Annotated in this window: 23 protein-coding genes; 19 read left to right on the top strand and 4 right to left on the bottom strand. The window is 71.2% G+C overall.

Annotated features, from left to right (window positions below; all coding sequences use genetic code 11):
• Window positions 1–114: 114 nt before the first annotated feature.
• Window positions 115–2,313, bottom strand: coding sequence for an elongation factor G-like protein EF-G2 (locus A6A06_RS36340; RefSeq protein WP_073767766.1), 2,199 nt, complete (start codon window positions 2,311–2,313; stop codon window positions 115–117).
• A 219-nt stretch (window positions 2,314–2,532) separates the two neighbouring features.
• Here A6A06_RS36340 and pgsA point away from each other — a divergent pair, with 219 nt between their 5' ends.
• The 15 genes from pgsA (at window position 2,533) to A6A06_RS36265 (ending at window position 19,073) form a co-directional block, all read left to right on the top strand.
• Window positions 2,533–3,246 (top strand): phosphatidylinositol phosphate synthase, encoded by a 714-nt coding sequence (gene pgsA, locus A6A06_RS36335; RefSeq protein WP_443333821.1) that lies wholly within the window; start codon window positions 2,533–2,535, stop codon window positions 3,244–3,246.
• The gene (locus A6A06_RS36330) at window positions 3,243–4,283 is read left to right on the top strand and encodes a phosphatidylinositol mannoside acyltransferase (protein WP_073767762.1); all 1,041 of its coding nucleotides are present in this window, start codon (window positions 3,243–3,245) and stop codon (window positions 4,281–4,283) included. Before pgsA ends, A6A06_RS36330 begins: the two co-directional genes overlap by 4 nt.
• Entirely contained in the window at window positions 4,280–5,440 is a 1,161-nt protein-coding gene (locus A6A06_RS36325) for a glycosyltransferase family 4 protein (protein ID WP_073767760.1), read from the top strand. The genes A6A06_RS36330 and A6A06_RS36325 overlap by 4 nt, the downstream gene beginning before the upstream one ends.
• 770 nt (window positions 5,441–6,210) lie before the next feature.
• On the top strand, window positions 6,211–6,756 hold the full coding sequence (locus A6A06_RS36320) for a hypothetical protein (protein ID WP_073767758.1): 546 nt from the start codon (window positions 6,211–6,213) through the stop codon (window positions 6,754–6,756).
• A 137-nt stretch (window positions 6,757–6,893) separates the two neighbouring features.
• Window positions 6,894–7,823 (top strand): pyridoxal 5'-phosphate synthase lyase subunit PdxS, encoded by a 930-nt coding sequence (gene pdxS, locus A6A06_RS36315; protein WP_030023508.1) that lies wholly within the window; start codon window positions 6,894–6,896, stop codon window positions 7,821–7,823.
• 55 nt (window positions 7,824–7,878) lie between these two features.
• On the top strand, window positions 7,879–8,466 hold the full coding sequence (gene pdxT, locus A6A06_RS36310) for a pyridoxal 5'-phosphate synthase glutaminase subunit PdxT (protein WP_073767756.1): 588 nt from the start codon (window positions 7,879–7,881) through the stop codon (window positions 8,464–8,466).
• A 104-nt stretch (window positions 8,467–8,570) separates the two neighbouring features.
• Window positions 8,571–9,323, top strand: coding sequence for a YebC/PmpR family DNA-binding transcriptional regulator (locus tag A6A06_RS36305; RefSeq protein WP_073767754.1), 753 nt, complete (start codon window positions 8,571–8,573; stop codon window positions 9,321–9,323).
• Window positions 9,324–9,472: 149 nt separating this feature from the next.
• Window positions 9,473–10,096, top strand: coding sequence for a crossover junction endodeoxyribonuclease RuvC (gene ruvC / locus A6A06_RS36300; RefSeq protein WP_073767752.1), 624 nt, complete (start codon window positions 9,473–9,475; stop codon window positions 10,094–10,096).
• Window positions 10,093–10,713 (top strand): Holliday junction branch migration protein RuvA, encoded by a 621-nt coding sequence (ruvA, locus tag A6A06_RS36295; RefSeq protein WP_073767750.1) that lies wholly within the window; start codon window positions 10,093–10,095, stop codon window positions 10,711–10,713. Before ruvC ends, ruvA begins: the two co-directional genes overlap by 4 nt.
• Window positions 10,714–10,852: 139 nt before the next feature.
• On the top strand, window positions 10,853–11,953 hold the full coding sequence (gene ruvB, locus A6A06_RS36290; protein ID WP_073767748.1) for a Holliday junction branch migration DNA helicase RuvB: 1,101 nt from the start codon (window positions 10,853–10,855) through the stop codon (window positions 11,951–11,953).
• Window positions 11,954–12,115: 162 nt separating this feature from the next.
• Window positions 12,116–12,670 (top strand): preprotein translocase subunit YajC, encoded by a 555-nt coding sequence (gene yajC / locus A6A06_RS36285; protein WP_073767746.1) that lies wholly within the window; start codon window positions 12,116–12,118, stop codon window positions 12,668–12,670.
• Between the two features lie 149 nt (window positions 12,671–12,819).
• Window positions 12,820–14,592: a protein translocase subunit SecD gene (gene secD / locus A6A06_RS36280; protein ID WP_073767744.1), complete on the top strand. Its 1,773-nt coding sequence runs from the start codon at window positions 12,820–12,822 to the stop codon at window positions 14,590–14,592.
• Between the two features lies 1 nt (window position 14,593).
• Window positions 14,594–15,736 (top strand): protein translocase subunit SecF, encoded by a 1,143-nt coding sequence (gene secF / locus A6A06_RS36275; protein ID WP_073767742.1) that lies wholly within the window; start codon window positions 14,594–14,596, stop codon window positions 15,734–15,736.
• Window positions 15,733–16,281, top strand: a complete 549-nt coding sequence (locus tag A6A06_RS36270) for an adenine phosphoribosyltransferase (protein ID WP_073767740.1) — start codon at window positions 15,733–15,735, stop codon at window positions 16,279–16,281. The genes secF and A6A06_RS36270 overlap by 4 nt, the downstream gene beginning before the upstream one ends.
• 221 nt (window positions 16,282–16,502) lie before the next feature.
• Window positions 16,503–19,073 carry a RelA/SpoT family protein gene (locus A6A06_RS36265; RefSeq protein WP_073767738.1) on the top strand — a complete coding sequence of 857 codons (2,571 nt, stop codon included), beginning with the start codon at window positions 16,503–16,505 and terminating at the stop codon, window positions 19,071–19,073.
• A gap of 57 nt (window positions 19,074–19,130) precedes the next feature.
• Here the strand turns inward: A6A06_RS36265 and A6A06_RS36260 are convergent, their stop codons facing one another.
• Window positions 19,131–20,363: a DUF349 domain-containing protein gene (locus A6A06_RS36260; protein ID WP_073767736.1), complete on the bottom strand. Its 1,233-nt coding sequence runs from the start codon at window positions 20,361–20,363 to the stop codon at window positions 19,131–19,133.
• Between the two features lie 253 nt (window positions 20,364–20,616).
• Window positions 20,617–21,441 (bottom strand): peptidylprolyl isomerase, encoded by an 825-nt coding sequence (locus A6A06_RS36255; protein ID WP_073767734.1) that lies wholly within the window; start codon window positions 21,439–21,441, stop codon window positions 20,617–20,619.
• A 155-nt stretch (window positions 21,442–21,596) separates the two neighbouring features.
• Here A6A06_RS36255 and A6A06_RS36250 point away from each other — a divergent pair, with 155 nt between their 5' ends.
• The 4 genes from A6A06_RS36250 to A6A06_RS36235 all read left to right on the top strand — a co-directional run bounded on the left by A6A06_RS36250 (window position 21,597) and on the right by A6A06_RS36235 (window position 25,895).
• Entirely contained in the window at window positions 21,597–22,334 is a 738-nt protein-coding gene (locus tag A6A06_RS36250; protein ID WP_073767732.1) for an MBL fold metallo-hydrolase, read from the top strand.
• A gap of 11 nt (window positions 22,335–22,345) precedes the next feature.
• Window positions 22,346–23,608: a histidine--tRNA ligase gene (gene hisS, locus A6A06_RS36245; RefSeq protein WP_073767730.1), complete on the top strand. Its 1,263-nt coding sequence runs from the start codon at window positions 22,346–22,348 to the stop codon at window positions 23,606–23,608.
• A 199-nt stretch (window positions 23,609–23,807) separates the two neighbouring features.
• A complete protein-coding gene (locus A6A06_RS36240) occupies window positions 23,808–24,452 on the top strand; it encodes a vitamin K epoxide reductase family protein (protein WP_073767728.1) in 645 nt (214 codons plus the stop codon).
• Between the two features lie 87 nt (window positions 24,453–24,539).
• On the top strand, window positions 24,540–25,895 hold the full coding sequence (locus tag A6A06_RS36235) for a replication-associated recombination protein A (RefSeq protein ID WP_073767726.1): 1,356 nt from the start codon (window positions 24,540–24,542) through the stop codon (window positions 25,893–25,895).
• Window positions 25,896–26,111: 216 nt separating this feature from the next.
• On the opposite strand, the gene A6A06_RS36230 is transcribed toward A6A06_RS36235, so the two are convergent.
• Window positions 26,112–26,870 carry a DUF2470 domain-containing protein gene (locus tag A6A06_RS36230; RefSeq protein ID WP_073767724.1) on the bottom strand — a complete coding sequence of 253 codons (759 nt, stop codon included), beginning with the start codon at window positions 26,868–26,870 and terminating at the stop codon, window positions 26,112–26,114.
• Window positions 26,871–26,891 lie beyond the last annotated feature (21 nt).

Raw genomic sequence — 26,891 nt, 5'->3', positions numbered from 1 at the left:
TGCGGCCTTCTGCCCAACTACCGTCGGTCGCACACCTTCTGAGCTGCGATCACAGCGTACCGCCGTCGTCCACCCCGGGAATGCCGAGGTGGACGACCGGCGACGAACCGTGGATCACGAGCCGTTCTCCTCCTGCTCGCGCAGCTTCGCGGCCAGCTGCGGAGGCATCGGCTCGTGCCGCGCGTAGGACCGGTGGAAGCGCCCCGTGCCGTGCGAGAGGGAGCGCAGGTCCACCGCGTACCGGCTGATCTCGATCTCCGGCACCTCGGCCCGTACGAGGGTGCGCCCGTGCCCGGCCTGCTCGGTGCCCACCACGCGGCCGCGCCGCCCGGACAGATCGCTCATCACCGCGCCGACGAAATCGTCCGGAACCAGTACCGTCACCTCGGCCACCGGCTCCAGCAGATGGATACGCGCGTCACCGGCGGCCTCCCGCAGCGCCAGGGCGCCCGCCGTCTGGAACGCGGCGTCGGAGGAGTCCACCGAGTGCGCCTTGCCGTCCAGCAGCGTGATCCGGACGTCGACCAGCGGATACCCGGCCGCGACACCGCGCGACGCCTGCGCCCGTACGCCCTTCTCGACGGACGGGATGAACTGCCGGGGCACCGCGCCGCCCACCACCTTGTCCACGAACTCGATGCCGCTGCCGCCGGGCAGCGGCGCCACCTCGATCTCGCAGATCGCGTACTGGCCGTGGCCGCCGGACTGCTTCACATGCCGCCCGCGGCCCGCCGCCCGGCCGCCGAAGGTCTCCCGCAGCGAGACCTTGTACGGCACCGTGTCGACCTGCACGCCGTACCGCGACCGCAGCCGCTCCAGGGCCACGTCGACGTGCGCCTCGCCCAGGCACCACAGCACCACCTGGTGCGTGCCCTGGTTGTGCTCCAGGCGCATCGTCGGGTCCTCGGCGACCAGGCGCGACAGGCCCTGGGAGAGCTTGTCCTCGTCCGCCTTGCTGTGCGCCTGGATGGCGACCGGCAGCAGCGGGTCCGGCATGGTCCACGGCTCCATCAGGAGCGGCGCGTCCCGGTCGGAGAGGGTGTCGCCCGTCTCCGCGCGGGTCAGCTTCGCCACACAGGCCAGATCGCCGGCAATCGCCTTGCCGAGCGAGCGCTGGACCTTGCCGAAGGGGGCGGACAGCGCGCCGATCCGCTCGTCCACGTCATGGTCCTCGTGGCCGCGGTCCTGCAGGCCGTGCCCGGACACATGCACCGTCTCGTCCGGGCGCAGCGTGCCGGAGAAGACCCGTACCAGCGACAGCCTGCCGACATACGGGTCGGACGAGGTCTTGACCACCTCCGCCGCCAGCGGGCCCGCCGGATCGCAGGTCAGCGCGGGGCGGGGCTTGCCGTCGGGGGTGGTGACCGCGGGCGCCTCACGCTCGGCGGGGGTGGGGAAGCCGCGGGCGATCAGGTCCAGGATCTCGACGGTGCCCAGCCCCTGCCGGGCGCCCTCGGCGGCCGGCGCGGCGGCCAGCACGGGGTGGAAGGTGCCGCGTGCGACCGCCGTCTCCAGGTCACCGATCAGCGTTTTCACGTCGATGTCCTCGCCGGCGAGGTAGCGGTCCATGAGGGACTCGTCCTCGCTCTCGGCGATGACGCCCTCGATGAGCCGGTTGCGGGCCTCCTCGATCAGCGGCAGTTCGCCGGGCTCCGGCGCGCGCTCGACACGTTCCCCCGACGAGTAGTCGAAGACCCGCTGGGTGAGCAGACCGATCAGGCCGTGCACCGGCGCGTGGCCGTCGGCGCCCGCCTCGCCGTACAGCGGCAGGTACAGCGGGAGCACGGCGTCCGGGTTGTCGCCGCCCAGGGCGGTGCCGCACAGCCGCGTCATCTGGCCGAAGTCGGCGCGCGCCGCCTCCAGGTGCGTGACGACCAGCGCCCGCGGCATCCGGACCGCGGCGCACTCGTCCCAGACCATGCGGGTCGCGCCGTCCACGCCGTCCGCCGCCGAAACGACGAAGAGGGCCGCGTCCGCTGCCCGCAGACCGGCCCTCAGCTCCCCGACGAAGTCGGCGTACCCGGGTGTGTCCAAAACATTGATCTTGATGCCGCCCCAGTCGACGGGAACCAGGGACAGCTGCACCGACCGCTGCTGCCGGTGCTCGATCTCGTCGTAGTCCGACAAGCAGCCGCCGTCCTCGACCCGGCCCGCCCGGTTGACCGCGCCGGTCGCCAGCGCGAGCGCCTCCACCAGCGTCGTCTTCCCCGCACCACTGTGGCCGACCAGCACCACATTCCTCAGGGACGTGGGCTGGTCGGCCGATGTCGCCCTGCCGGCGGCTCCCGGATGTGTCCTCGTCTTCTCGCCCATGTGTCTCGCCTCCCGGTCGACACTTTGCGGTGGTTCGAGCTTTCCACCCTGGTCATGGCACGTCCATACATCGCACAAGGGACGATCAGGGATCTTGTGGGACGCCCCGTGGCGCGGGCCGCCGCGGGTGTGGCGGCTGCTGCGCCGACATCTTGGCCGGTCACGGGTCGTGCCCCGGGCCGTGGTGCGTTCGCGGTACGCGGGTGCCGCCTGGCTACGATGGGCCAGCCGGTGGCCCCATTGACCGCGCGGCCCGTATCGACCTCCGGGAAGGCCATGCTGAACACGTACGCGCGTGCTTTCTTCACGCGTGTCCTCACGCCATTCGCCGCCCTGCTCATCCGCCTCGGGGTCAGCCCGGACGCGGTCACCCTCGTCGGCACGGGGGGTGTGGTGGCGGGTGCCCTGGTCTTCTTCCCGCTCGGCGAGTTCTTCTGGGGCACGATCGTCATCACCCTGTTCGTGTTCTCGGACCTGGTGGACGGCAACATGGCACGGCAGCTGGGCCGGTCCAGCCGCTGGGGAGCCTTCCTCGACTCCACCCTCGACCGGGTCGCCGACTCGGCGATCTTCGGCGGGCTGGCGCTCTGGTACGCGGGGGCCGGCGACAGCCTGTGGCTCTGCGCGGTGGCGATCTTCTGCCTGGCCAGCGGACAGGTGGTCTCGTACACCAAGGCCCGCGGCGAGAGCATCGGACTGCCGGTGAACGTCAACGGACTGGTGGAACGGGCCGAGCGGCTCGTCATCACCCTGGTCGCGGCCGGCCTCGCCGGACTCCACGCCTTCGGCGTCCCCGGCGTCCAGTACCTGCTGCCGGTCGCGCTGTGGGTGGTGGCCGCCGGCAGCGTGGTCACCCTCGCCCAGCGCGTGGTCACCGTACGCCGGGAGTCGGCCGAGGCCGACGCCATCGCACAAGGGGGGAACAGCGCGTGAAGCGCCCAGCCATCGACCGCGAGAAGCTGACCGACGGGGCGTACGCCCTGGGCTGGAGCGCGGTCAGAAAACTGCCCGAGCCGACCGCCAAGGCCCTCGGCCGCCGGATCGCCGACGCGGCCTGGAAACGGCGCGGCAAGGGGGTGCTGCGCCTGGAGGCCAACCTCGCGCGCGTCGTGCCCGACGCCACGCCGCAGCGCCTCGCCCAGCTGTCCCGGGCCGGGATGCGGTCCTACCTGCGCTACTGGATGGAGTCCTTCCGGCTCCCCGCCTGGAGCAAGGAACGGATGAAGGGCGGCTTCGCGCCGGCCGACGTGCACCACCTGGAAGAGGGCCTGAAGAGCGGCCGCGGGGTCATCCTCGCCCTGCCGCACATGGGCAACTACGACCTCGCGGGCGCCTGGGTCACCACCAAGCTGGGCGTGCCGTTCACCACCGTCGCCGAACGCCTCAAGCCCGAATCGCTCTACGACCGGTTCGTCGCCTACCGCGAAGGCCTGGGCATGGAGGTGCTGCCGCACACCGGGGGCGCCGCGTTCGGCACCCTCGCCCGGCGGCTGCGGGCCGGCGGCCTGGTCTGCCTCGTCGCCGACCGGGACCTGTCCGCCTCCGGCATCGAGGTGAAATTCTTCGGCGAGGCGGCCAAGATGCCGGCCGGACCGGCGATGCTCGCGGTACAGACCGGGGCGATGCTCCTGCCGGTCACCCTGTGGTACGACGAGAGCCCCGTCATGCGCGGGCGGGTGCACCCGGAGATCGAGGTGCCGCAGACCGGCACCCGCGCCGAGAAGGCCGCCACGATGACGCAGGAGATGGCCGACGCCTTCGCCTCCGGCATCGCCGACCACCCGGAGGACTGGCACATGCTGCAACGTCTGTGGCTCGGTGACCTGGAACCGCGCGCGTCCGCCGACGGGGGTGCGGCGGCCGGTACGGAGGCCGCCGGTACGGATGCAGCTGGTACGGATGCCGCTAGTACGGAGGCGCCGCACGCCGGTGGGGCGCGGGCCGGTGCCCCGCGGACGGAGCAGTCTTGAGGATCGGGATCGTCTGCCCTTACTCCTGGGACGTCCCGGGCGGCGTCCAGTTCCACATCCGGGACCTGGCCGAGCACCTGATCCGGCTCGGCCACGAGGTGTCCGTACTCGCCCCGGCGGACGACGAGACACCACTGCCGCCGTACGTCGTCTCCGCCGGACGTGCCGTCCCCGTGCCCTACAACGGTTCGGTTGCCCGGCTCAACTTCGGCTTCCTCTCGGCGGCCCGCGTCCGCCGCTGGCTGCACGACGGCGCCTTCGACGTCATCCACATCCACGAACCCGGCACACCGTCGGTCGGACTCCTCGCCTGCTGGGCGGCACAAGGCCCGATCGTGGCGACCTTCCACACCTCCAACCCACGCTCCCGCGTCATGCTCGCGGCGTATCCGATCCTGCAGCCCGCACTGGAGAAGATCAGCGCGCGGATCGCGGTCAGCGAATACGCCCGGCGCACCCTGGTCGAACACCTCGGCGGGGACGCCGTCGTCATCCCCAACGGCGTCGACGTCGACTTCTTCGCCGAAGCCCGGCCCAAGGAGGAATGGCAGGGCCGGACCATCGGCTTCATAGGCCGCATCGACGAGCCCCGCAAGGGCCTGCCCGTCCTGATGCGGGCACTCCCGAAGATCCTCGCCGCGGTCCCCGACGCCCGGCTGCTCGTCGCCGGCCGCGGCGACGAGGACGAAGCCGTCGCAGAGCTCCCCGCCGACCTGCGCTCGCGGGTGCAGTTCCTCGGCATGGTCAGCGACGAGGACAAAGCGCGGCTGCTGCGCAGCGTGGACCTGTACGTCGCGCCCAACACCGGCGGCGAGTCGTTCGGCATCATCCTCGTCGAGGCGATGTCGGCCGGCGCGCCGGTGCTCGCGAGCGACCTCGACGCGTTTGCGCAGGTACTGGACCAGGGCGGGGCCGGCGAACTCTTCGTCAACGAGGACGCGGATGCGCTCGCCGCTGCGGCTGTACGGCTTCTCGGCGACCCCGCGAGACTCGCCGAGCTGCGGGAGCGGGGCAGCCGGCATGTGCGTCGGTTCGACTGGTCGACGGTCGGGGCCGACATTCTCGCCGTGTACGAGACGGTTACCGCGGGGGCGGCGATGGTGGCTACGGATGAGCGGACGGGGTTGCGGGCGCGGTGGGGGTTGGCGCGGGACTAGTGCGCGCTGCGCTGCGCGCTGCGCGCGCGGTTTTCGGTTTGTGGTTCACCTTGTGCGGGGTGGGCGCTTTGCGCTTCGCGCGAGGGGGTTCGCTGGCGCGCGGGGCCGTATGGCTTTCGCTGTGGGGCGGGGGCGCGCAGGGGGCCAACTCCTCGACACCGTGTACGGCAACGGGGAGTGTCATGGTGAACCCAGATACCCGGCTGCTCTGCGGGGATGGCCCCCTACGCACCCCCTCAGGTCGTTTGGCGACTGCGGCCAGCTGGGGGGGGAATTCTTCGATCACCGCTGTGTCCGCCCACCACATGGTGAGGCTCACGGGACGGAGGCGGGGGGGGCGGCCATAGCGTCACCCGGCGGCAGATGTGCACCCACGCCACCCTGACCGGTGCCCACCTAGCGATGAGGCTCACGGGGGCGGGGCGTGGACGGCTATGGCGTCACCCAGCGGCAGGTGCGCACCCACGACGTGCCTGACCCAGCCACCGCGCTGCGCGCGGTGGACGCGGCCCTGCGCTGCGCGCAGGGGTATTGCAGCCACGATGGCGGGAGAGCCGCGATCCGGCCGGGCTCGGGTCCACGCAGGGGTCTCCCCGCAGAGCAGCCGGGTATCTGGGTTCACTATGTTTTCGCCGGTGACGTACACGGTGTCGAGGAGTGACCCCTGCGTGGGCCCGAGCCCACCACCCACCGGACCCCACGCGCACAACCCGCACCCCCACCGGGCGTACAAGACCGGCCGGTACGGCCTCCCGGTACTGTGACCCGGCGTGACCACTTTGATCTGGATCGCGGCTGCCCTCGTCGTCATCGGCGTCTATCTGAGCTGGACCGCGGGGCGCCTGGACCGTCTGCATGCCCGTATCGACGCGGCCCGCGCTGCGCTGGACGCGCAGCTTCTGCGGCGGGCTTCGGTGGCTCAGGAGCTGGGGACGTCCGGTGTGCTCGACCCGGCCGCGTCGATCGTGCTCTACGAGGTGGCGCACGAGGCACGGCAGGCGGCCGAGGAGCAGCGGGAGGTCGCCGAGAGCGGGCTGAGCCAGGCGCTGCGCGCGGTTTTCGACGATGAGGGGCAGCTCGAAGCGCTGCGGGAGGCGCCCGGTGGCGAGCAGACGGTCGCCGAGCTGACGGCGGCGGTGCGCCGGGTGCCGATGGCGCGGCGGTTCCACAACGACTCCGTGCGGGCGGCCCGTGCCGTACGCCGCCACCGCGTGGTGCGCTGGTTCCGTCTCGCGGGGCATGCGCCGTTCCCGATGGCCTTCGAGATGGATGACGAGCCCCCGGCGGTCCTCGACGACCGCGGCTCCGGCCGTTGAGAGCGTTCCGGCGGAACCGTGGTCCGGTCGGCGCTGCTGACGAGCCACTGCCTTGCGATTGGCCCTTTTCAGGGGGCCGGGGCAAACGGTTGTGTGGGCGGCGGAGTACAGCCGCCCGCCCTTAGTGAGGTCATACCGTGTCCAGCACGCCCAACGCCACGTCTGCCACCGCTCCCGCCGGGAACCCCGAGACCGGAACCGCCCGCGTCAAGCGCGGCATGGCCGAGCAGCTCAAGGGCGGCGTGATCATGGATGTCGTCACGCCAGAGGAGGCGAAGATCGCGGAGGACGCCGGTGCCGTCGCGGTGATGGCCCTGGAGCGGGTCCCCGCGGACATCCGTAAGGACGGCGGCGTGGCCCGTATGTCCGACCCGGACATGATCGACGGCATCATCGAAGCGGTCTCCATCCCGGTCATGGCCAAGTCCCGGATCGGCCACTTCGTCGAGGCGCAGGTGCTGCAGTCCCTCGGCGTGGACTACATCGACGAGTCCGAGGTCCTCACCCCGGCCGACGAGGTCAACCACTCCGACAAGTGGGCGTTCACCACCCCGTTCGTGTGCGGCGCCACCAACCTGGGCGAGGCGCTGCGGCGGATCGCCGAGGGCGCGGCCATGATCCGCTCGAAGGGCGAGGCCGGTACCGGCAACGTCGTCGAGGCGGTGCGCCACCTGCGCCAGATCAAGGGTGAGATCGCCAAGCTGCGGGGCTGTGACAACAACGAGCTGTTCGCGGCGGCCAAGGAGCTGCGGGCTCCGTACGAGCTGGTCAAGGAGGTCGCCGAGCTGGGCAAGCTGCCGGTCGTGCTGTTCTCCGCCGGTGGTGTGGCCACGCCGGCCGATGCCGCGCTGATGCGTCAGCTCGGTGCCGAGGGTGTCTTCGTGGGGTCCGGGATCTTCAAGTCCGGTGACCCGGCCAAGCGCGCCGCTGCCATCGTCAAGGCGACCACGTTCTACGACGACCCGAAGGTCGTCGCGGACGTCTCGCGCAACCTGGGCGAGGCCATGGTCGGCATCAACTGCGACACGCTGCCCGAGGCGGAGCGTTACGCGAACCGCGGCTGGTGAGCGGGCGGACGGGCGCCGAGGGCGCGAAGACGGCGAGCGGGAGAACGACGGACGGATGAGTACCCCCACCATCGGCGTGCTGGCCCTCCAGGGCGACGTGCGCGAGCATCTGACGGCGCTGGCGACGGCGGACGCCCTGGCCAGGCCGGTGCGCCGGCCCGAGGAACTGGACGAGTTGGACGGTCTGGTCATACCGGGTGGCGAGTCCACGACCATGTCGAAGCTGGCGGTGGTCTTCGGGATGCTGGAGCCGCTGCGGGAGTTCGTGCGCTCCGGCAAGCCGGTGTACGGGACCTGCGCGGGCATGATCATGCTGGCCGACAAGCTGCTGGACGGCCGCGCAGACCAGGAGACGCTGGGCGGCATCGACATGATCGTGCGCCGTAACGCCTTCGGACGGCAGAACGAGTCCTTCGAGGCGGCGGTCGCGATGACCGGGATCGGGGGCGGTCCGGTGCAGGGCGTCTTCATCCGGGCGCCCTGGGTCGAGTCGACGGGTGCCGCCGTCGAGGTACTGGCGTCGTACGACGGGCACACGGTGGCGGTCCGGCAGGGTAACGTCCTTGCCACGTCCTTCCATCCGGAGCTCACCGGCGACCACCGGGTGCACGCGTACTTCGTCGGCATGGTGCGCTGCGCGTAACGGTCCGCCGTGGGCCGCCCACCGTGTGTGCGGCGGCCCGATCCCGTCCCGGTAGGATCTGTGACGTTCGTTTCTCAACCTGGTTACGCGAAGGAGACAGGCGGATGTCCGGCCACTCTAAATGGGCTACGACGAAGCACAAGAAGGCCGTGATCGATGCCAAGCGCGGCAAGCTCTTCGCGAAGCTGATCAAGAACATCGAGGTCGCGGCCCGCACCGGCGGTGCCGACATCGAGGGCAACCCGACCCTCTTCGACGCCATCCAGAAGGCGAAGAAGAGCTCGGTGCCGAACAAGAACATCGACTCCGCGGTCAAGCGCGGCGCGGGCCTGGAGGCCGGCGGCGCCGACTACGAGACGATCATGTACGAGGGCTACGGCCCCAACGGTGTCGCGGTGCTCATCGAGTGCCTCACCGACAACCGCAACCGCGCCGCCTCGGACGTGCGGGTCGCGATGACCCGCAACGGCGGCTCGATGGCCGACCCCGGCTCGGTCTCGTACCTGTTCAACCGCAAGGGCGTGGTGATCGTCCCCAAGGGTGAGCTGAGCGAGGACGACGTGCTCGGCGCGGTCCTGGACGCCGGCGCCGAGGAGGTCAACGACCTCGGCGAGTCCTTCGAGGTGCTCAGCGAGGCCACCGACCTGGTCGAGGTCCGTACCGCTCTCCAGAAGGAGGGCATCGACTACGACTCGGCCGACACCAACTTCGTTCCGACCATGCAGGTCGAGCTGGACGAAGAGGGCGCCCGCAAGATCTTCAAGCTGGTCGACGCGCTGGAGGACAGCGACGACGTGCAGAACGTCTTCGCCAACTTCGACGTGTCGGACGAGGTCATGGCCAAGGTCGACGCCTGACGGGCAGTCAGCTGCGGCGGTGACGGGCCGGCGGGGACACACCCCGTCGGCCCGTTCTGTGTTGTCAGTGGCAGCGGATACTGTGCTGATCAGGGGTTCGAACCCCGCGGAGAACAGTTGGCGCACAGGGGAGAAGTGGGGGAGCGGCGATGAAGGTGCTGGGCGTGGACCCGGGGCTGACGCGCTGCGGTGTCGGCGTGGTCGACGGCGTCGCGGGCCGCCCGCTCACGATGGCCGCCGTGGGCGTCGTACGGACACCGGCCGACGCGGAAGTCGCACAGCGCCTGGTGCTCATCGAGCGCGGTATCGACGCGTGGCTCGACGAGCAGCGGCCCGACTGCGTCGCCGTCGAGCGCGTCTTCAGCCAGCACAACGTCCGTACGGTCATGGGCACCGCCCAGGCCAGCGCGGTCGCCATGCTGTGCGCCGCGCGCCGCGGCCTGCCCGTCGCGCTGCACACCCCCAGCGAGGTCAAGGCCGCCGTGACCGGTTCGGGCCGCGCCGACAAGGCGCAGGTCGGTGCGATGGTCACCCGGCTGCTGCGGCTGGACGCCCCGCCCAAGCCGGCCGACGCGGCGGACGCGCTGGCCCTGGCCATCTGCCACATCTGGCGCGCCCCCGCCGTCAACCGCCTCCAGCAGGCGCATGCCGCCAACCGCCTCCAGCAGGCGCACGCCGCAGCCCGTGCCCGCCCGGCGCCCGCCGCCACCCGACGTACTCCCGCACGCGTTCTCGGACCGCGGTCCGAGGCACCCCAGAAGGGCACCCGATGATCGCCTTCGTCTCCGGCCCGGTCGCGGCCCTGGCCCCGGACACCGCCGTCGTTGAGGTCGGCGGCATCGGCATGGCCGTGCAGTGCACGCCGGGCACCCTGTCCGGGCTGCGCATCGGCCAGCAGGCCAAGCTGGCCACCTCCCTCGTCGTACGGGAGGACTCGCTCACCCTGTACGGCTTCGCCGACGACGACGAGCGCCAGACGTTCGAACTCCTCCAGACCGCCAGCGGGGTGGGCCCGCGCCTGGCCCAGGCCATGCTCGCGGTGCACTCCCCGGACACGCTGCGGCTCGCCGTCGCCAACGGTGACGAGAAGACGCTCACGGCCGTGCCCGGCATCGGCAAGAAGGGCGCCCAGAAGCTGCTGCTGGAGCTGAAGGACCGGCTCGGCGCACCCGTCGGCACGGGCGGCGCGGGCGTCGGCAGCGCCGTGACGGCCGGGTGGGGCGACCAGCTGCACGCCGCGCTGATCGGTCTCGGGTACGCGACCCGGGAGGCCGACGAGGCGGTGTCCGCCGTCGCGCCGCAGGCCGAGGCGGCCCTGGCCGAGGGCGGCTCGCCGCAGGTGTCGCAGCTGCTCAAGGCGGCCCTCCAGTCGCTGAACCGGACACGGTGAGCACCGTGCACCGCGCGGCGGCCCGCGGCCCGGTCCGGCGAGGCCGCGCGCCCCGGACCCGTACGACCGAACACCCCCGCAAGAACCGCGACGCGAAGCCGGCCGACCGGGCCGGTACGACCACGTGAGGCAGGACGCAGTGAACTGGGACGAGCCCACCGAGACCGCGGCCGGCCCGCCTCCGGGCGGCACGGCCGAGTGGCCCGACCGGCTGGTGGGGCCCGACGCGGACGGCGAGGACACCGCGGTCGAGGCCGCGCTGCGCCCCAAGGACCTCGAGGAGTTCGTGGGCCAGGAGCGGGTGCGCGAGCAGCTCGACTTGGTCCTGCGCGCGGCCCGCGCCCGCGGCGCCACCGCCGACCATGTGCTGCTCTCCGGCGCCCCCGGCCTCGGCAAGACCACCCTCTCCATGATCATCGCCGCCGAGATGGGCGCCCCGATCCGCATCACCTCGGGCCCCGCCATCCAGCACGCCGGCGACCTGGCCGCGATCCTGTCCTCCCTCCAGGAGGGCGAGGTGCTCTTCCTCGACGAGATCCACCGGATGTCCCGGCCCGCCGAGGAGATGCTCTACATGGCCATGGAGGACTTCCGCGTCGACGTCATCGTCGGCAAGGGCCCCGGGGCCACCGCCATCCCCCTGGAGCTGCCGCCCTTCACCCTGGTCGGCGCCACCACCCGGGCCGGTCTGCTGCCCCCGCCGCTGCGCGACCGCTTCGGCTTCACCGGCCACATGGAGTTCTACGCCCCCGGCGAACTGGAACGGGTCATCCACCGCTCCGCCGGGCTGCTCGACGTGCACATAGAAGCCGAGGGCGCCGCGGAGATCGCCGGGCGCTCCCGCGGGACCCCGCGCATCGCCAACCGGCTGCTGCGCCGCGTCCGCGACTATGCGCAGGTCAAGGCGGACGGAGTGATCACCAAGGAGATCGCCTCGCAGGCCCTGGCCGTCTACGAGGTCGACGGCCGCGGCCTGGACCGCCTGGACCGCGCGGTGCTCACGGCGCTGCTCAAGCTGTTCGGCGGCGGTCCGGTGGGCCTGTCCACCCTGGCGGTGGCCGTGGGGGAGGAGCGTGAGACGGTCGAGGAGGTCGCCGAGCCGTTCCTGGTACGGGAGGGCCTGCTCGCCCGTACGCCCCGTGGCCGGATCGCCACCCCCGCGGCCTGGGCCCACCTGGGCCTGGCGCCGCCCCCGCAGCAAGCGGGGGGAACCGGACAGCAGGGGCTCTTCGGGACGTGACGGCGCGGGGACTCGCCGGGTCAGGAACTGCGGTGCCATGCTGGGCGTTGTTCCACCGGTGCGGACTCGCTTAGACTCCGCCGATGCCGACCGTATGGTCCGGCATACCCACCCCCGTATATCAGACCGCGGACTTGCGGTCGTGCGAAGGATTTTCGTCCCGTGAGTATCGTGACTCTCCTCCCCTTCATCGTCCTCATCGGGGCCATGTTCCTGATGACCCGGTCCGCCAAGAAGAAGCAGCAGGCGGCGGCGCAGATGCGCGACGAGATGCAGCCCGGCACCGGCGTCCGGACGATTGGAGGCATGTACGCCACCGTCAAGGAGATCCACGACGACGCCGTCCTCCTCGAGGTGGCTCCCGGCGTGCACGCCCTCTACGCCAAGAACGCGGTCGGCGCGGTCCTCCCCGACGAGGAGTACAACCGCATCCTCGACGGCGCCGAGTCGGGCAAGGACGACACGGTCGTGCCGGACGACGCCTCCTCGCTGACCGACGCCGCCCCGGCCGCGGACGAGAAGGCCGACGCAGGCGACAAGGCCGCGAACCTGGACAAGTCGCCGAAGGCCGACCTCGCCAAGAGCGAGCCCGCCGCCGACGCGAAGGACGCCGGGAAGGCCGAGGACGCGACCGGCGCCGAGGCCGCCGAGGGCGCCAAGAGCGGCGCGCAGGCCGACAAGGCCGACAAGAAGGACGGCGGCGCCGACGCGAAGTAGCCCCGCCCCGACGGAACCGCGGAGCACCCCTCGAACGGTGCACCGCGGTTCCGGGACGGTTTAGGCTCCGGCGGGGGCACGTCCCCACTACACTTCGTGGCCGCTCGGCAGGCACCGAGCCGGGCGGTTGGACAGGGAGATACGAGAAGGTGGCAGCACCGAAAAAGGGCCGCAGGTCTCCTGGGGGCCAGGGAAGGCCGGGGCGCACCCTGGTCCTGATCGTGATCGCCATGGTGGCGCTGGTCGCCGGGATGTTCATCTCCGGCACCTCGACGCCCCGGCTGGGCATCGACCTCGCCGGCGGTACGAGCTTCACGCTGGAGGCCCGTAACCAGCCAGGCAAGCCCAACGCGATCAACGAGACCAACATGAACACCGCCGCGGGCATCATGGAGCGGCGGGTCAACGGTCTCGGTGTGTCCGAGGCCGAGGTCCAGACCCAGGGCACCAACCACATCGTCGTCAACATCCCCAAGGGGACGGACGCGAAGCAGGCCCGCCAGCAGGTCGGTACCACCGCTCAGCTCGGCTTCCGGCCGGTGGTGACCACCACCGCCGGTACGAAGACACCGCCGGCCAGCCCGAGCCCCACGCCCTCCGCGAGCGGCAAGGGCGACGACGGCAAGAAGGACGGGAAGGACGACGGCAAGAAGGACGGCGAGCCCTCCACGAAGCCGTCGGCCACCTCCACGGCCCAGGGCCGCGCCGTGACCAGCGCCCTCAAGAAGGGCCCGGCCGACCCGCCGAAGGCCACCGGCAGCGGTTCGCCCAAGCCGGGCGACACCCCGCAGCCGTCCACCGGCGCCGACGAGATCCCGGCCGCGCTGCAGAAGCAGCTCGCGGACCTGGACTGCTCCACCAAGCAGTCGCGCGCCGCCGCAGGCGAGAAGGCCGCCGGCGTCAAGCCGGGCGACCCCGTCGTGGCCTGCAAGGACGACGGCTCGCAGAAGTACGTGCTGGGCCCGGTCGCCGTCGAGGGCACCGACGTCAAGGACGCCTCCGCGGTCTTCGAGAGCCAGCAGGGCCAGGGCTGGATCGTCCAGATGGACTTCACCGGCGCCGGCGGCAAGAAGTTCGCCGACATCACCGGCAAGCTGGCCGCCAAGACCCAGCCGCAGAACCAGTTCGCCATCGTGCTGGACGGCGCGGTCGTCTCCGACCCGCGGGTGAGCCAGCAGCTCAACGGCGGCAGCGCCACCATCTCCGGCGGCTTCACCCAGGAGTCCGCGGGCGACCTGGCGAACATGCTGTCCTACGGCGCCCTGCCGCTCTCCTTCAAGATCGCCGACGAGACCACGGTCACCGCGGCACTCGGCGGCGAGCAGCTCCAGGCGGGTCTGATCGCGGGCGCCATCGGCCTCGCGCTGGTCATCGTCTACCTGGTCGCCTACTACCGCGGTCTGGCGCTGGTCGCGCTGGCGAGCCTCGGGGTCTCCGCGGTCCTCACGTACGCGATCATGACGTTGCTGGGCCCGGCCATCGGCTTCGCGCTGAACCTGCCGGCCGTCTGCGGCGCCATCGTCGCCATCGGCATCACGGCGGACTCCTTCATCGTCTACTTCGAACGCATCCGGGACGAGATCCGCGAGGGCCGTACGCTGCGCCCGGCCGTCGAGCGCGGCTGGCCGCGGGCCCGGCGCACGATCCTGGTCTCCGACTTCGTGTCGTTCCTGGCCGCGTTCGTGCTGTTCATCGTCACCGTCGGCAAGGTCAAGGGCTTCGCGTTCACGCTGGGCCTGACCACCCTGCTCGACGTCGTCGTGGTCTTCTTCTTCACCAAGCCGCTGATGACGCTGCTGGCCCGGCGCAAGTTCTTCGCCAACGGCCACCCGTGGTCCGGACTGGACCCCAAGCGTCTGGGTGCCAAGCCGCCGCTGCGCCGCCGTCGCACCACCGCCCCCACCGAGACGAAGGAGGCGTGAGATGTCGAAGCTAGGCAACATCGGCGCCCGGCTCTACCGCGGTGAGGTCGGTTACGACTTCATCGGAAAGCGGAAGATCTGGTACGGCATCTCGATCCTGATCACCATCACGGCCATCGTCGGCCTGGCGGTGCGCGGCCTGAACATGGGCATCGAGTTCTCCGGCGGCGCGGTCTTCACCACCCCGAAGACGAGCGTCTCCGCCACCGAGGCGGAGCACCGGGCCGAGGCCGCGGCGACGGGCCACCAGGCCACGGTCCAGAAGCTGGGCAACGGCGGCCTGCGCATCCAGATCAGCGAGCTGGACACCGAGCAGTCGCTGCCGGTGCAGGAGGCCCTGGCCAAGGACCTGAACGTCCCGGTCAAGGACATCAACACCCAGCTCGTCGGCCCCAGCTGGGGTGAGGAGATCGCCAACAAGGCCTGGCTGGGCCTGGGGATCTTCATGGTCCTGGTGGTGATCTACCTCGCCATCGCCTTCGAGTGGAGAATGGCGCTGGCGGCCCTGATCGCGCTGATCCACGACCTCACGATCACGGTCGGCGTGTACGCGCTGGTCGGCTTCGAGGTCACCCCGGGCACCGTCATCGGTCTGCTGACGATCCTCGGTTACTCCCTCTACGACACCGTCGTGGTCTTCGACAGCCTGAAGGAATCGTCGAAGGACATCCAGAAGCAGACCCGCTACACCTACAGCGAGGTGGCCAACCGCAGCATCAACTCGACCCTGGTGCGGTCCATCAACACCACGATCGTGGCGCTGCTGCCGGTCGCCGGTCTGCTCTTCGTCGGTGGCGGTGTGCTCGGCGCCGGGATGCTCAACGACATCTCGCTCGCCCTGTTCGTCGGCCTCGCGGCCGGTGCGTACTCCTCGATCTTCATCGCGACCCCGCTGGTCGCCGACTTCAAGGAGCGCGAGCCGGGGATGAAGGCGCTGGCCAAGCGGGTGCGTGCCAAGCGCGCCGCCGCCGCCAAGGCCGGGGCACCGGGGCAGCAGGAGGACGCCGCGCCGGACGCCGGGGACGAGGACGCGCCGCAGGACGCGGAGGACACCGGGGACGAGGCCGACAGCATGGTCGGCCAGCGCAACCAGCCCGCGTCCCGCAACCGCAGCCGCGGCCGCCCGTCGGGCAAGCGCCGGTGAGCGCCCCCGACGGCCTGCGGGAGCTGCTGCTCAGCCGGATCGCGGACGTACCGGACTATCCGAAGCCGGGCGTGGTCTTCAAGGACATCACGCCGCTGCTGGCGGACCCGGCCGCGTTCGGCGCGCTGACCGACGCGTTCGTGTCCCTGTGCGAGCGGTACGAGGCCGACAAGGTCGTGGGCCTGGAGGCGCGCGGGTTCATCCTCGCCGCTCCGGTGGCCGTACGGGCCGGTGTCGGCTTCGTCCCCGTACGCAAGGCGGGCAAGCTGCCCGGCGCGACGCTCCGCCAGGCGTACGACCTGGAGTACGGCACGGCCGAGATCGAGATACACGCGGACGCGGTCGCCCCCGGCGACCGGGTGCTGGTGATCGACGACGTGCTGGCCACCGGCGGTACGGCCGAGGCGTCGCTGCAGCTCGTCCGGCGGGCCGGGGCCGAGGTCGCGGGCGTGGCGGTGCTGCTGGAGCTGGGCTTCCTGGCCGGGCGGCAGCGGCTGGAGCCGGGGCTGAAGGGCGCTCCGCTGGAGTCGCTGATCACGGTCTGACGGGACCTGCGGGACGGCCGTCCCGGGGCGGCCGCGCCGCTCCCCGGACGGACGGAATTCCGCAAAAACCGAGCAAAAGGGCATCCGGAACAAACCCGGATGCCCTTTTGCTGTCATGTACGGACCCGGCGGCCGCGGAGGAGCCGGAGCGCCGAGGTCGATACCATGGCAGCCTGACCCGTTCGTGGTCTTGTGGTCCGGACCCCCTTTGAGGAGTGCTCTTGCCAGACGAGGCCCAGCCGCTTTCCCCCGGACTCCGCCCGGGGGCATCGCAGTCCGCCCATCCGGACCAGCCCGGCCCCGCGGACGCGGCCGCCTCGGGTGCGCAGAACTCCGGCACGCAGAACTCCGACACGCAGAATTCGGGCACGCAGAGTTCGGGTGTGCAGAAGAACAGCGAGGGCTCCGGCGTGCCGAAGTCCCAGCCGCCCGCCGTCCGGCCCGCCGCGTCACCCGTACCGGCCGCCAAGCCCACGCCGCCCGTCTACACCGGCCGTACCGGCTCCTCCAACCGGGTACGGGCCCGCCTGGCGCGCCTGGGCGTGCAGCGGCAGAGCCCGTACAACCCGGTCCTCGAACCGCTGCTGCGGATCGTGCGCAGCAACGACCCGAAGATCGAGGCCGCCACCCTGCGGCAGGTCGAGCGCGCCTACCAGGTCGCCGAGCGCTGGCACCGCGGCCAGAAGCGCAAGAGCGGCGACCCGTACATCACCCACCCCCTCGCGGTGACCACGATCCTCGCCGAGCTGGGCATGGATCCGGCCACCCTCATGGCGGGCCTGCTGCACGACACCGTCGAGGACACCGAGTACGGCCTGGACACCCTGCGCCGCGACTTCGGCGACCAGGTCGCCCTGCTCGTCGACGGCGTCACCAAGCTGGACAAGGTCAAGTTCGGCGAGGCCGCGCAGGCCGAGACCGTACGCAAGATGGTCGTGGCCATGGCCAAGGACCCGCGCGTCCTGGTCATCAAGCTGGCCGACCGCCTGCACAACATGCGCACGATGCGCTACCTGAAGCGGGAGAAGCAGGAGAAGAAGGCCCGCGAGACGCTGGAGATCTACGCTCCGCTGGCGCACCGCCTGGGCATGAACACCATCAAGTGGGAGCTGGAGGACCTCGCCTTCGCGATCCTCTACCCCAAGATGTACGACGAGATCGTGCGGCTCGTCGCCGAGCGCGCCCCCAAGCGGGACGAATACCTGGCCATAGTGACCGACGAGGTCCAGGCCGACCTGCGCGCCGCCCGCATCAAGGCCACCGTCACCGGCCGGCCCAAGCACTACTACAGCGTCTACCAGAAGATGATCGTGCGGGGCCGCGACTTCGCCGAGATCTACGACCTGGTGGGCATCCGCGTCCTCGTCGACACCGTCCGCGACTGCTACGCGGCGCTCGGCACCGTCCACGCCCGGTGGAACCCGGTCCCGGGGCGGTTCAAGGACTACATCGCGATGCCCAAGTTCAACATGTACCAGTCGCTGCACACGACCGTCATCGGTCCCAGCGGCAAGCCCGTCGAGCTGCAGATCCGTACGTTCGACATGCACCGGCGCGCGGAGTACGGCATCGCCGCGCACTGGAAGTACAAACAGGAGGCCGTCGCCGGGGCTTCCAAGGTGCGCACCGACGTACCGAAGAACAAGGCCGACGGCCAGGACACCGTCAACGACATGGCGTGGCTGCGCCAGCTGCTGGACTGGCAGAAGGAGACCGAGGACCCGGGAGAGTTCCTCGAATCGCTGCGCTTCGACCTGTCCCGCAACGAGGTCTTCGTCTTCACGCCGAAGGGTGACGTGATAGCGCTGCCGGCCGGCGCCACCCCCGTGGACTTCGCCTACGCCGTGCACACCGAGGTCGGCCACCGGACCATAGGCGCCCGCGTCAACGGACGGCTCGTACCGCTCGAATCGACCCTCGACAACGGCGACCTCGTGGAGGTCTTCACCTCCAAGGCGCCCGGCGCCAGCCCGTCCCGGGACTGGCTGGGCTTCGTGAAGTCGCCGCGCGCCCGCAACAAGATCCGCGCGTGGTTCTCCAAGGAGCGCCGCGACGAGGCCATCGAGCAGGGCAAGGACGCCATCGCCCGTGCGATGCGCAAGCAGAACCTGCCGATCCAGCGCATCCTCACCGGGGACTCGCTGGTCACCCTCGCGCACGAGATGCGCTACCCGGACATCTCGTCCCTGTACGCCGCCATCGGCGAGGGCCACGTCACGGCGCAGAGCGTCGTGCAGAAGCTGGTCCAGGCGCTCGGCGGGCAGGACGAGGCGACCGAGGACATCGCCGAGTCCACCCCGATCCGGCCGCGCTCCAAGCGGCGCTCCAGCGCCGACCCGGGCGTGGTGGTCAAGGGCGTCGACGACGTGTGGGTCAAGCTCGCCCGCTGCTGTACGCCGGTGCCGGGCGACCCGATCATCGGCTTCGTCACCCGCGGCAACGGCGTCTCGGTGCACCGCGCCGACTGCGTCAACGTCGACTCGCTGTCCAAGCAGCCGGAGCGCATCCTCGACGTCGAGTGGGCGCCCACCCAGTCCTCGGTCTTCCTGGTCGCCATCCAGGTCGAGGCGCTGGACCGGTCCCGGCTGCTGTCGGACGTCACGCGCATCCTCTCCGACCAGCACGTCAACATCCTGTCCGCGGCCGTCCAGACGTCCCGCGACCGGGTGGCCACCTCCCGCTTCACCTTCGAGATGGGCGACCCGAAGCATCTTGGGCATGTCCTGAAGGCCGTACGCAGCGTGGAGGGCGTCTACGACGTCTACCGGGTGACGTCGGCGCGCAGGCCGTGACGATCACGTACGAGGGCCCCGGTACGGACATCCGTACCGGGGCCCTCGTGCTGCGGCCTACTTGCCGCCGAACTCCTCCAGGCCCTTCAAGGCCTGGTCCAGCAGTGCCTGCCGGCCCTCCAGCTCACGCCCCAGCTTGTCGGCCTTGGCGTCGTTGCCCGCCGTGCGCGCCGCGTCGATCTGCTGGTGCAGCTTGTCGACCGCGTCCTGGAGCTGCCCGGTCAGACCCGCCGCGCGCGCCCGCGCCTCCGGGTTCGTACGGCGCCACTCGGTCTCCTCGGACTCCTGGATGGCGCGCTCGACCGCGTGCATCCGGCCCTCGATCTTCGGGCGGGCGTCCCGCGGCACGTGCCCGATGGCCTCCCACCGCTCGTTGACCGAACGGAACGCGGCCCGCGCCGCCTTCAGGTCCGAGACCGGGAGCAGCTTCTCGGCCTCGACGACCAGCTCCTCCTTGCGCGTCAGGTTCTCCCGCTGCTCGGCGTCGCGCTCCGCGAACACCTCGCTGCGCGCCTGGAAGAAGATGTCCTGGGCGCCGCGGAAGCGGTTCCACAGGTCGTCCTCGTGCTCGCGCTGGGCGCGGCCCGCGGCCTTCCAGTCCGCCATCAGCTCGCGGTAGCGGGCCGCGGTGGGCCCCCAGTCCGTCGAGCCGGACAGCGCCTCCGCCTCGGAGACCAGCCGCTCCTTGACCTTGCGGGCCTCCTCGCGCTGCGCGTCCAGCGACGCGAAGTGCGCCTTGCGCCGCTTGGAGAACGCCGAGCGGGCGTGCGAGAAGCGGTGCCACAGCTCGTCGTCCGCCTTGCGGTCCAGGCGCGGCAGGCCCTTCCAGGTGTCCACCAGGGCCCGCAGCCGCTCGCCGGCCGCCCGCCACTGCTCGCTGGCCGCCAGCTCCTCGGCCTCGGTGACCAGCTTCTCCTTGGCCTGCCGGGCCTCGTCGCTCTGCCGCGCCTTCTGCGCCTTGCGCTCCTCGCGGCGCGCGTCGACATCGGTGACGAGCTGGTCCAGCCGCTTGCGCAGCGCGTCCAGGTCACCCACCGCGTGGTGCTCGTCCACCTGCTGCCGCAGGTGGTCGATCGCGGCCGTCGCGTCCTTGGCCGACAGGTCGGTGGTCCTGACCCGCCGTTCGAGGAGGCCGATCTCGACGACCAGGCCCTCATACTTGCGCTCGAAGTAGGCGAGGGCCTCTTCGGGAGTTCCCGCCTGCCACGATCCGACGACCTGCTCGCCGTCGGCGGTACGCACGTACACGGTCCCCGTCTCGTCGACGCGGCCCCATGGGTCGCTGCTCACAGCGCCTCCTCCACATGATGCCGACGAGAGCGCGTCGCCCCCCGGCATCGTCCACAGTTTCTGTCCGGCGGGGCTGCGCCCCGGCCGGTCCGACGGGTGTCTTGCGGGTGCGGGTGGCAGCCGTCGGAGCAGGCACCCTACACAACGCCAATCTAGGCGACCGGCGGGCCGGCTGTCCGCATCCAGCACGACCGAAATTTCGCGGTTCGCCCACCGCGGCGGCGCCTCCGGCGTGCCCGGGGGCGTGCCCGGGTCAGGATTTCGTGACCGTCGCCCGGTTGATCACCACCGTCGCGTTCGGCGCGGTGTTGCCCGTCGCCTGGTCGGGACTGGAACCCGCGGCGGCGATCTTCTTCACGACGTCCAGGCCCTCGGTGACCGTGCCGAAGGGCGTGTAGTTCGGGGGCAGCTTGCTGTCCTGGTAGACCAGGAAGAACTGGCTGCCGCCGCTGTTGCGGGTCTTGTCGCTCTTGCCGTCGTACCGGTTGGCCATCGCGACCGTGCCCGCCGGGTAGATGTCGCCCTTGAGCTTCGGGTCCTTCAGGTTCTCGTCCGGGATCGTGTAGCCGGGGGTGCCCGCGCCGGTGCCGGTCGGGTCGCCGCACTGCAGGACGTAGATGCCCTGGTCGACGAGCCGGTGGCACGTGCTGTGGTCGAAGAACTTCTGGTCCGCCAGGAAGCTGAAGGAGTTGACGGTGTGCGGCGCCTTCGCGGCATCCAGCTCGATGCCGATGTCGCCGCAGGTCGTCCGGAGCTTCATCGCGTACGACGCCGAAGTGTCCACGGACATCGCCGGCTCCTTCTTCCAGCGCTCCTTGGACGGCGCGCCCGGCGCCGGCTTGCCGCACGGGTCGGCGGGCTTGCTCGGGGACGGCGCCGCGGCGTCCGCCGTGTCGTCGCCGCCGGCCAGCCCGACCGAGGCGTACGCGGCCGCGCCCGCGGCCAGCGCGACGGCCAGGGCCGACGCGACGATCACGTTGCGGCGCTTGGCCTTGCGGCGGGCCGCGTCCCGCCGCTGCTGCTGGCGCTCGAACTTCTCGCGGGCGAGCTGCCGCCGCCGCTGATCGCTGCTGACCACCGGTCGTCTCCTAGGTGTGCGCTGAGGTCTGCCGTGGGCCGTACCGTATACGGGTTCGCCCGGGTGGGAGTCCCGCCGGTAGGCTCTGGAACTGCCGAAATCTTCCGGATCGCCGTCGGTGATCCGTCCGTAGCCGTCGAATGTTGAGGACGAACGTGCTCATTGCCGGGTTCCCCGCCGGGGCCTGGGGGACCAACTGTTACCTGGTCGCCCCGGCCGCGGGTGAGGAGTGCGTGATCATCGACCCGGGCCACCAGGCCGCGCCGGGCGTCGAGGAAGCGCTGAAGAAGCATCGGCTCAAGCCCGTCGCCGTCGTCCTCACCCACGGCCACATCGACCACGTCGCCTCGGTCGTCCCGGTCTGCGGCGCGCACGACGTGCCCGCCTGGATCCACCCCGAGGACCGCTACATGATGAGCGACCCGGAGAAGGCCCTCGGCCGCTCCATCGGGCAGCAGCTCATGGGCGAGCTGACCGTGGGGGAGCCGGACGACGTCAAGGAGCTGGGCGACGGCGCGAAGCTGGAGCTGGCCGGGCTGGAGTTCTCGGTCGCGCACACCCCGGGCCATACCAAGGGGTCGGTGACCTTCGGGATGCCCGAGCAGGCCGCCACCTCTGGAAACCAGGGGTGCCCGCCGGTCTTCTTCTCGGGCGACCTGCTGTTCGCCGGCTCCATCGGACGTACCGACCTGCCGGGCGGCGACCACGCCGAGATACTGCGGTCGCTGGAGCGCGTGTGCCTGCCGCTCCAGGACGAGACCGTGGTGCTGTCCGGCCACGGCCCCCAGACCACCATCGGCCGCGAGCGCGCCACCAACCCCTTCCTGCGGGAGGTGGCCGCCGGCCTCGGAGACGGCGCACCGCAGCGCCCGGCTCCGCGACGAGGAATGTGACGAGAACTTCCGTGAGCACCTTCAAGGCCCCCAAGGGCACCTACGACCTGATCCCGCCGCAGTCCGCGGTCTTCCTCGCCGTGCGCGAGGCCATCTCCGGACCCCTCAAGCGGTCGGGGTACGGGTACGTCGAGACGCCCGGATTCGAGAACGTCGAGCTGTTCGCGCGAGGTGTCGGCGAGTCCACCGACATCGTGAGCAAGGAGATGTACGCCTTCGAGACCAAGGGCGGCGACCGGCTCGCGCTGCGCCCCGAAGGCACCGCCTCCGTGCTGCGCGCCGCCCTGGAGGCCAACCTCCACAAGGCGGGCAACCTCCCCGTCAAGCTCTGGTACTCCGGCTCCTACTACCGGTACGAGCGTCCGCAGAAGGGCCGCTACCGCCACTTCTCCCAGGTCGGCGCGGAGGCCATCGGCGCCGAGGACCCGGCGCTGGACGCCGAGCTGATCATCCTGGCCAACGACGCCTACCGTTCGCTGGGCCTGCGCGACTTCCGCATCCTGCTCAACTCGCTCGGCGACAAGGAGTGCCGCCCCGCCTACCGGACGGCCCTCCAGGAGTTCCTGTACGGACTCGACCTGGACGAGGACACCCGGCGCCGCATCGACATCAACCCGCTGCGGGTGCTCGACGACAAGCGCGCCGACGTGCAGAAGCAGCTGGCGGGCGCGCCGCTGCTGCGCGACCACCTGTGCGAGGCGTGCAAGGCGTACCACGAGCAGGTGCGCGAGCTGCTGACCGCGGCGGGCGTCGCCTACGAGGACGACCCGAAGCTGGTGCGCGGGCTGGACTACTACACCCGTACCACCTTCGAGTTCGTCCACGACGGCCTCGGCTCGCAGTCCGCGGTCGGCGGCGGCGGGCGCTACGACGGCCTCTCCGAGATGATCGGCGGCCCCGCGCTGCCCTCGGTGGGCTGGGCGCTCGGCGTGGACCGCACGGTCCTGGCGCTGGAGGCCGAGGGCGTCGAGCTGGAACTGCCCGCGAGCACGGCCGTCTTCGCCGTGCCGCTCGGCGAGGAGGCCCGGCGGCTCCTGTTCGCCACGGTCACCGAGCTGCGCCGGGCCGGGATCGCCACCGATTTCGCGTACGGCGGCAAGGGCCTGAAGAACGCGATGAAGTCGGCCAACCGCTCCGGCGCCCGCCTGGCGGTCGTCGCGGGTGAGCGCGATCTGGCCGAAGGCGTCGTCCAGCTCAAGGACCTGGAGAGCGGCGAGCAGACGCCGGTCGCGCCGGACGCGGTGGTCGAAGAGGTCCGCCGCAGGCTCGGCTGATCCCCTCCGCCCCTGTACGGCGCTCCCGCTGTCGTGTAGAGGCCCCCTTCCGGCCGTCCGCCGCGCGGTGGCTCGGAAGGGGGTCTTTATGCGCATCGAACGGTGGTTCCGTGTCCGGTTGGGGCAGAATGAGGGCCCGGCGCGCGCCAGTTGGAACGCGCCGTCCGCTCACTCCCCAAGGCACCGACGGAACGGCGATATGACGACGACAGCGCTTGACGACGTGTCCACCGGCGACGATCACCCCGGCCGCGGCGGCGGCACGACCGGCTCGGGGCGGGGCCTGGCGTGGCTGCTGGTGATCACCAGTGCGCTGGGCATCCTCGCGTCCTGGGTGATCACCTTGGACAAGATCGAGCTGCTGAAGGACCCCAACTTCAAGCCGGCCTGCAGCCTGAACCCGATCATCTCCTGCGGCAACGTGATGCAGAGCCCGCAGGCCGAGGTCTTCGGCTTCCCCAACCCGGTCGCCGGTCTGATCGCGTTCGGCGTGGTCCTCGCGGTCGGCGTCGGGCTGCTCGCGGGCGCCCGCTACCGCGCCTGGTACTGGATCGGCCTGAACATCGGCACCCTCGCGGGCGCCGTGTTCTGCATGTGGCTGATGTCGCAGTCGCTGTACGTCATCAACTCGCTCTGCCTGTGGTGCACGCTGACCTGGTGCGTCACGATCCTGATGTTCTGGTACACCACCGTGCACAACCTCAAGCACGGCATCATCCCCGTGCCGGAAGGCGTGCGGAAGGCCGTCCTGGAGTTCCACTGGGTCGTGCCGGTGCTCTGGTACGGCGTGATCGCCCTGCTGATCCTCACCAAGTGGTGGTCGTACTGGAGCACCCTGGTCTGAGATCTCCCGCGGCACGGAGCGCCGCCGGGACACCGGGGACACCGGCGCCCGGCGGCGTTGTCAGTGGGGTGGCATAGGCTCTTGAGCGTGGAGCCCGACCTGTTCACCGCCGCTGCCGAAGACCGCCAGGAGAAAGACCCCACGGGGTCGCCCCTCGCCGTACGGATGCGTCCGCGCACCCTCGACGAGGTGGTCGGCCAGCAGCATCTGCTCAAGCCCGGATCGCCGCTGCGCCGCCTCGTCGGCGAGGGCGACGGCGGGCCCGCCGGACCGTCCTCGGTCTTCCTGTGGGGCCCGCCGGGCATCGGCAAGACCACCCTCGCGTACGTGGTCAGCCAGGCGACGAACAAGCGCTTCGTGGAGCTCTCCGCGATCACGGCCGGCGTCAAGGAGGTGCGGGCCGTCATCGACGGCGCGCGCCGCGCCTCGGGCGGCTACGGCAAGGAGACCGTCCTCTTCCTGGACGAGATCCACCGCTTCAGCAAGGCCCAGCAGGACTCCCTGCTGCCCGCCGTCGAGAACCGCTGGGTGACGCTGATCGCCGCCACCACCGAGAACCCGTACTTTTCGGTGATCTCCCCCCTGCTCTCCCGCTCGCTCCTGCTGACGCTCGAACCGCTCACCGACGACGACCTGCGCGGTCTGCTGAAGCGCGCCCTGACGGACGCGCGGGGGCTGGCGGGCGCGGTCACACTGCCCGCGGACACCGAGGCGCATCTGCTGCGCGTCGCGGGCGGCGACGCGCGCCGTGCGCTCACGGCCCTGGAAGCGGGCGCCGGGGCGGCCATCTCCAAGGGGGAGAAGGAGATCACCCTCCAGACGCTGGAGGAGTCCGTCAACCGGGCCGCGGTGAAGTACGACCGGTCCGGCGACCAGCACTACGACGTCGCCAGCGCCCTGATCAAGTCCATCCGGGGCTCCGATGTGGACGCGGCGCTGCACTACCTGGCGCGGATGATCGAGGCGGGGGAGGACCCGCGGTTCATCGCCCGCCGGCTGATGATCTCGGCGAGCGAGGACATCGGGCTCGCCGACCCGTCCGCCCTGCAGACCGCGGTGGCCGCGGCCCAGGCCGTGGCGCTGATCGGCTTCCCGGAGGCCCGGATCACGCTCAGCCAGGCCACGATCGCGCTCGCGCTGGCCCCCAAGTCCAACGCGGCCTACCTGGCGATCGACGCGGCCCTCGCGGACGTACGGGCCGGGCTGGCGGGCCCCGTGCCGCCGCACCTGCGCGACAGCCACTACAAGGGCGCCGAGAAGCTGGGGCACGGCAAGGGCTATCAGTACCCGCACGACCTGCCCGGCGGAATCGCGGCGCAGCAGTACGCGCCGGACGAGGTGCACGGCAAGCGGTATTACGCGCCTACGCGGTATGGCTCCGAGGCGCGGTATGCGGATGTGACGGAGCGCGTACGTAGCCGCTTGCGCGGTGAGGAGTCGTAGGGGTGCGTTGAGGGGGCGGTTGCGCGACGGGTGCGGGTTGCTCGTGGCCGAGGGGCATCCTCAAGCTCCCCCAGCTACCGCTGGGAGGTGCCCCCGGACGGGCTTGATTTTGCCGGGCGGGGCTTGCTGGGTGCGGGCGCGTCGTAGCCGACGGCCGTCCTCAAGCGCCGGACGGGCTGGGGGGCCGCCCGTCCGGCGATTGAGTGGGGTTCGGGTTCATCCGGACGCGGCCGCGTCGAAGAGGGTGTGCATGGCGTGGCGGAGTTCGACGACGTCCCGGACGGGTTCCGGGAAGTCGAAGCGGGCGTCGAAGGAGCGGTGCCGGGAGTCGGTGAAGCGCACCCGCAGGCCGAAGCGGTCCAGGGCCACGGGTACGGCCCGGTCGTGGAAGTCGCACGCACGCTGCGAGCGGTCGCCGAGCAGCGTGCACAGGCCGCGGACCTGGTCGCTGTGGGCCGAGTGGAGATGCTGGAGCAGCTCCGCCTCGTGGGCCGCCAGCGGGTCGGGTTCGGCCCTGGCGAACTCCTCCGGCTCGATGGACTGCGCGCCCCACAGGTCGTCCACGGCCGCCTCGCCGACCTCCATGCGCAGCATCATCCAGGCGGGCCGCCCGAACATGCCCGGCTGCGGGTCCGGCTGCAGGGCCTCACCGATGCCGAGCAGCTCGCCGACGGGGTGCCGCTCGGCGAGCAGCATGGCCGCGCGGGCGCGCTCCTCATTGCGTACGGGAGTGAGCCAGCCGGCCACCCAGGCCCGGCCGCGGATGCGGTGGGGCACCGAGACGGGGGCCACGTCGGTGATCTCCATCACGGCGGTGAGGTCGTCGTCCTGGGCGTGTGCGGCGGCCCTGGCGGCCGCGGAGTCCCCAGGAACCAGCAACAGCACGTCGCCTGAGGGGGTGACCGTACGGCATACTGGGGACGAGAGTCCGGCGTCGTCGGGGTCCTCGATTCCGGGGATGCTCAACGAGGCCATACCATTGGACTCGACGAGGGT

It is taken from the genome of Streptomyces sp. CB02923, assembly GCF_001905005.1.
GTDB lineage: Bacteria > Actinomycetota > Actinomycetes > Streptomycetales > Streptomycetaceae > Streptomyces.
This window is presented reverse-complemented; position numbering and strand designations above follow the sequence as displayed.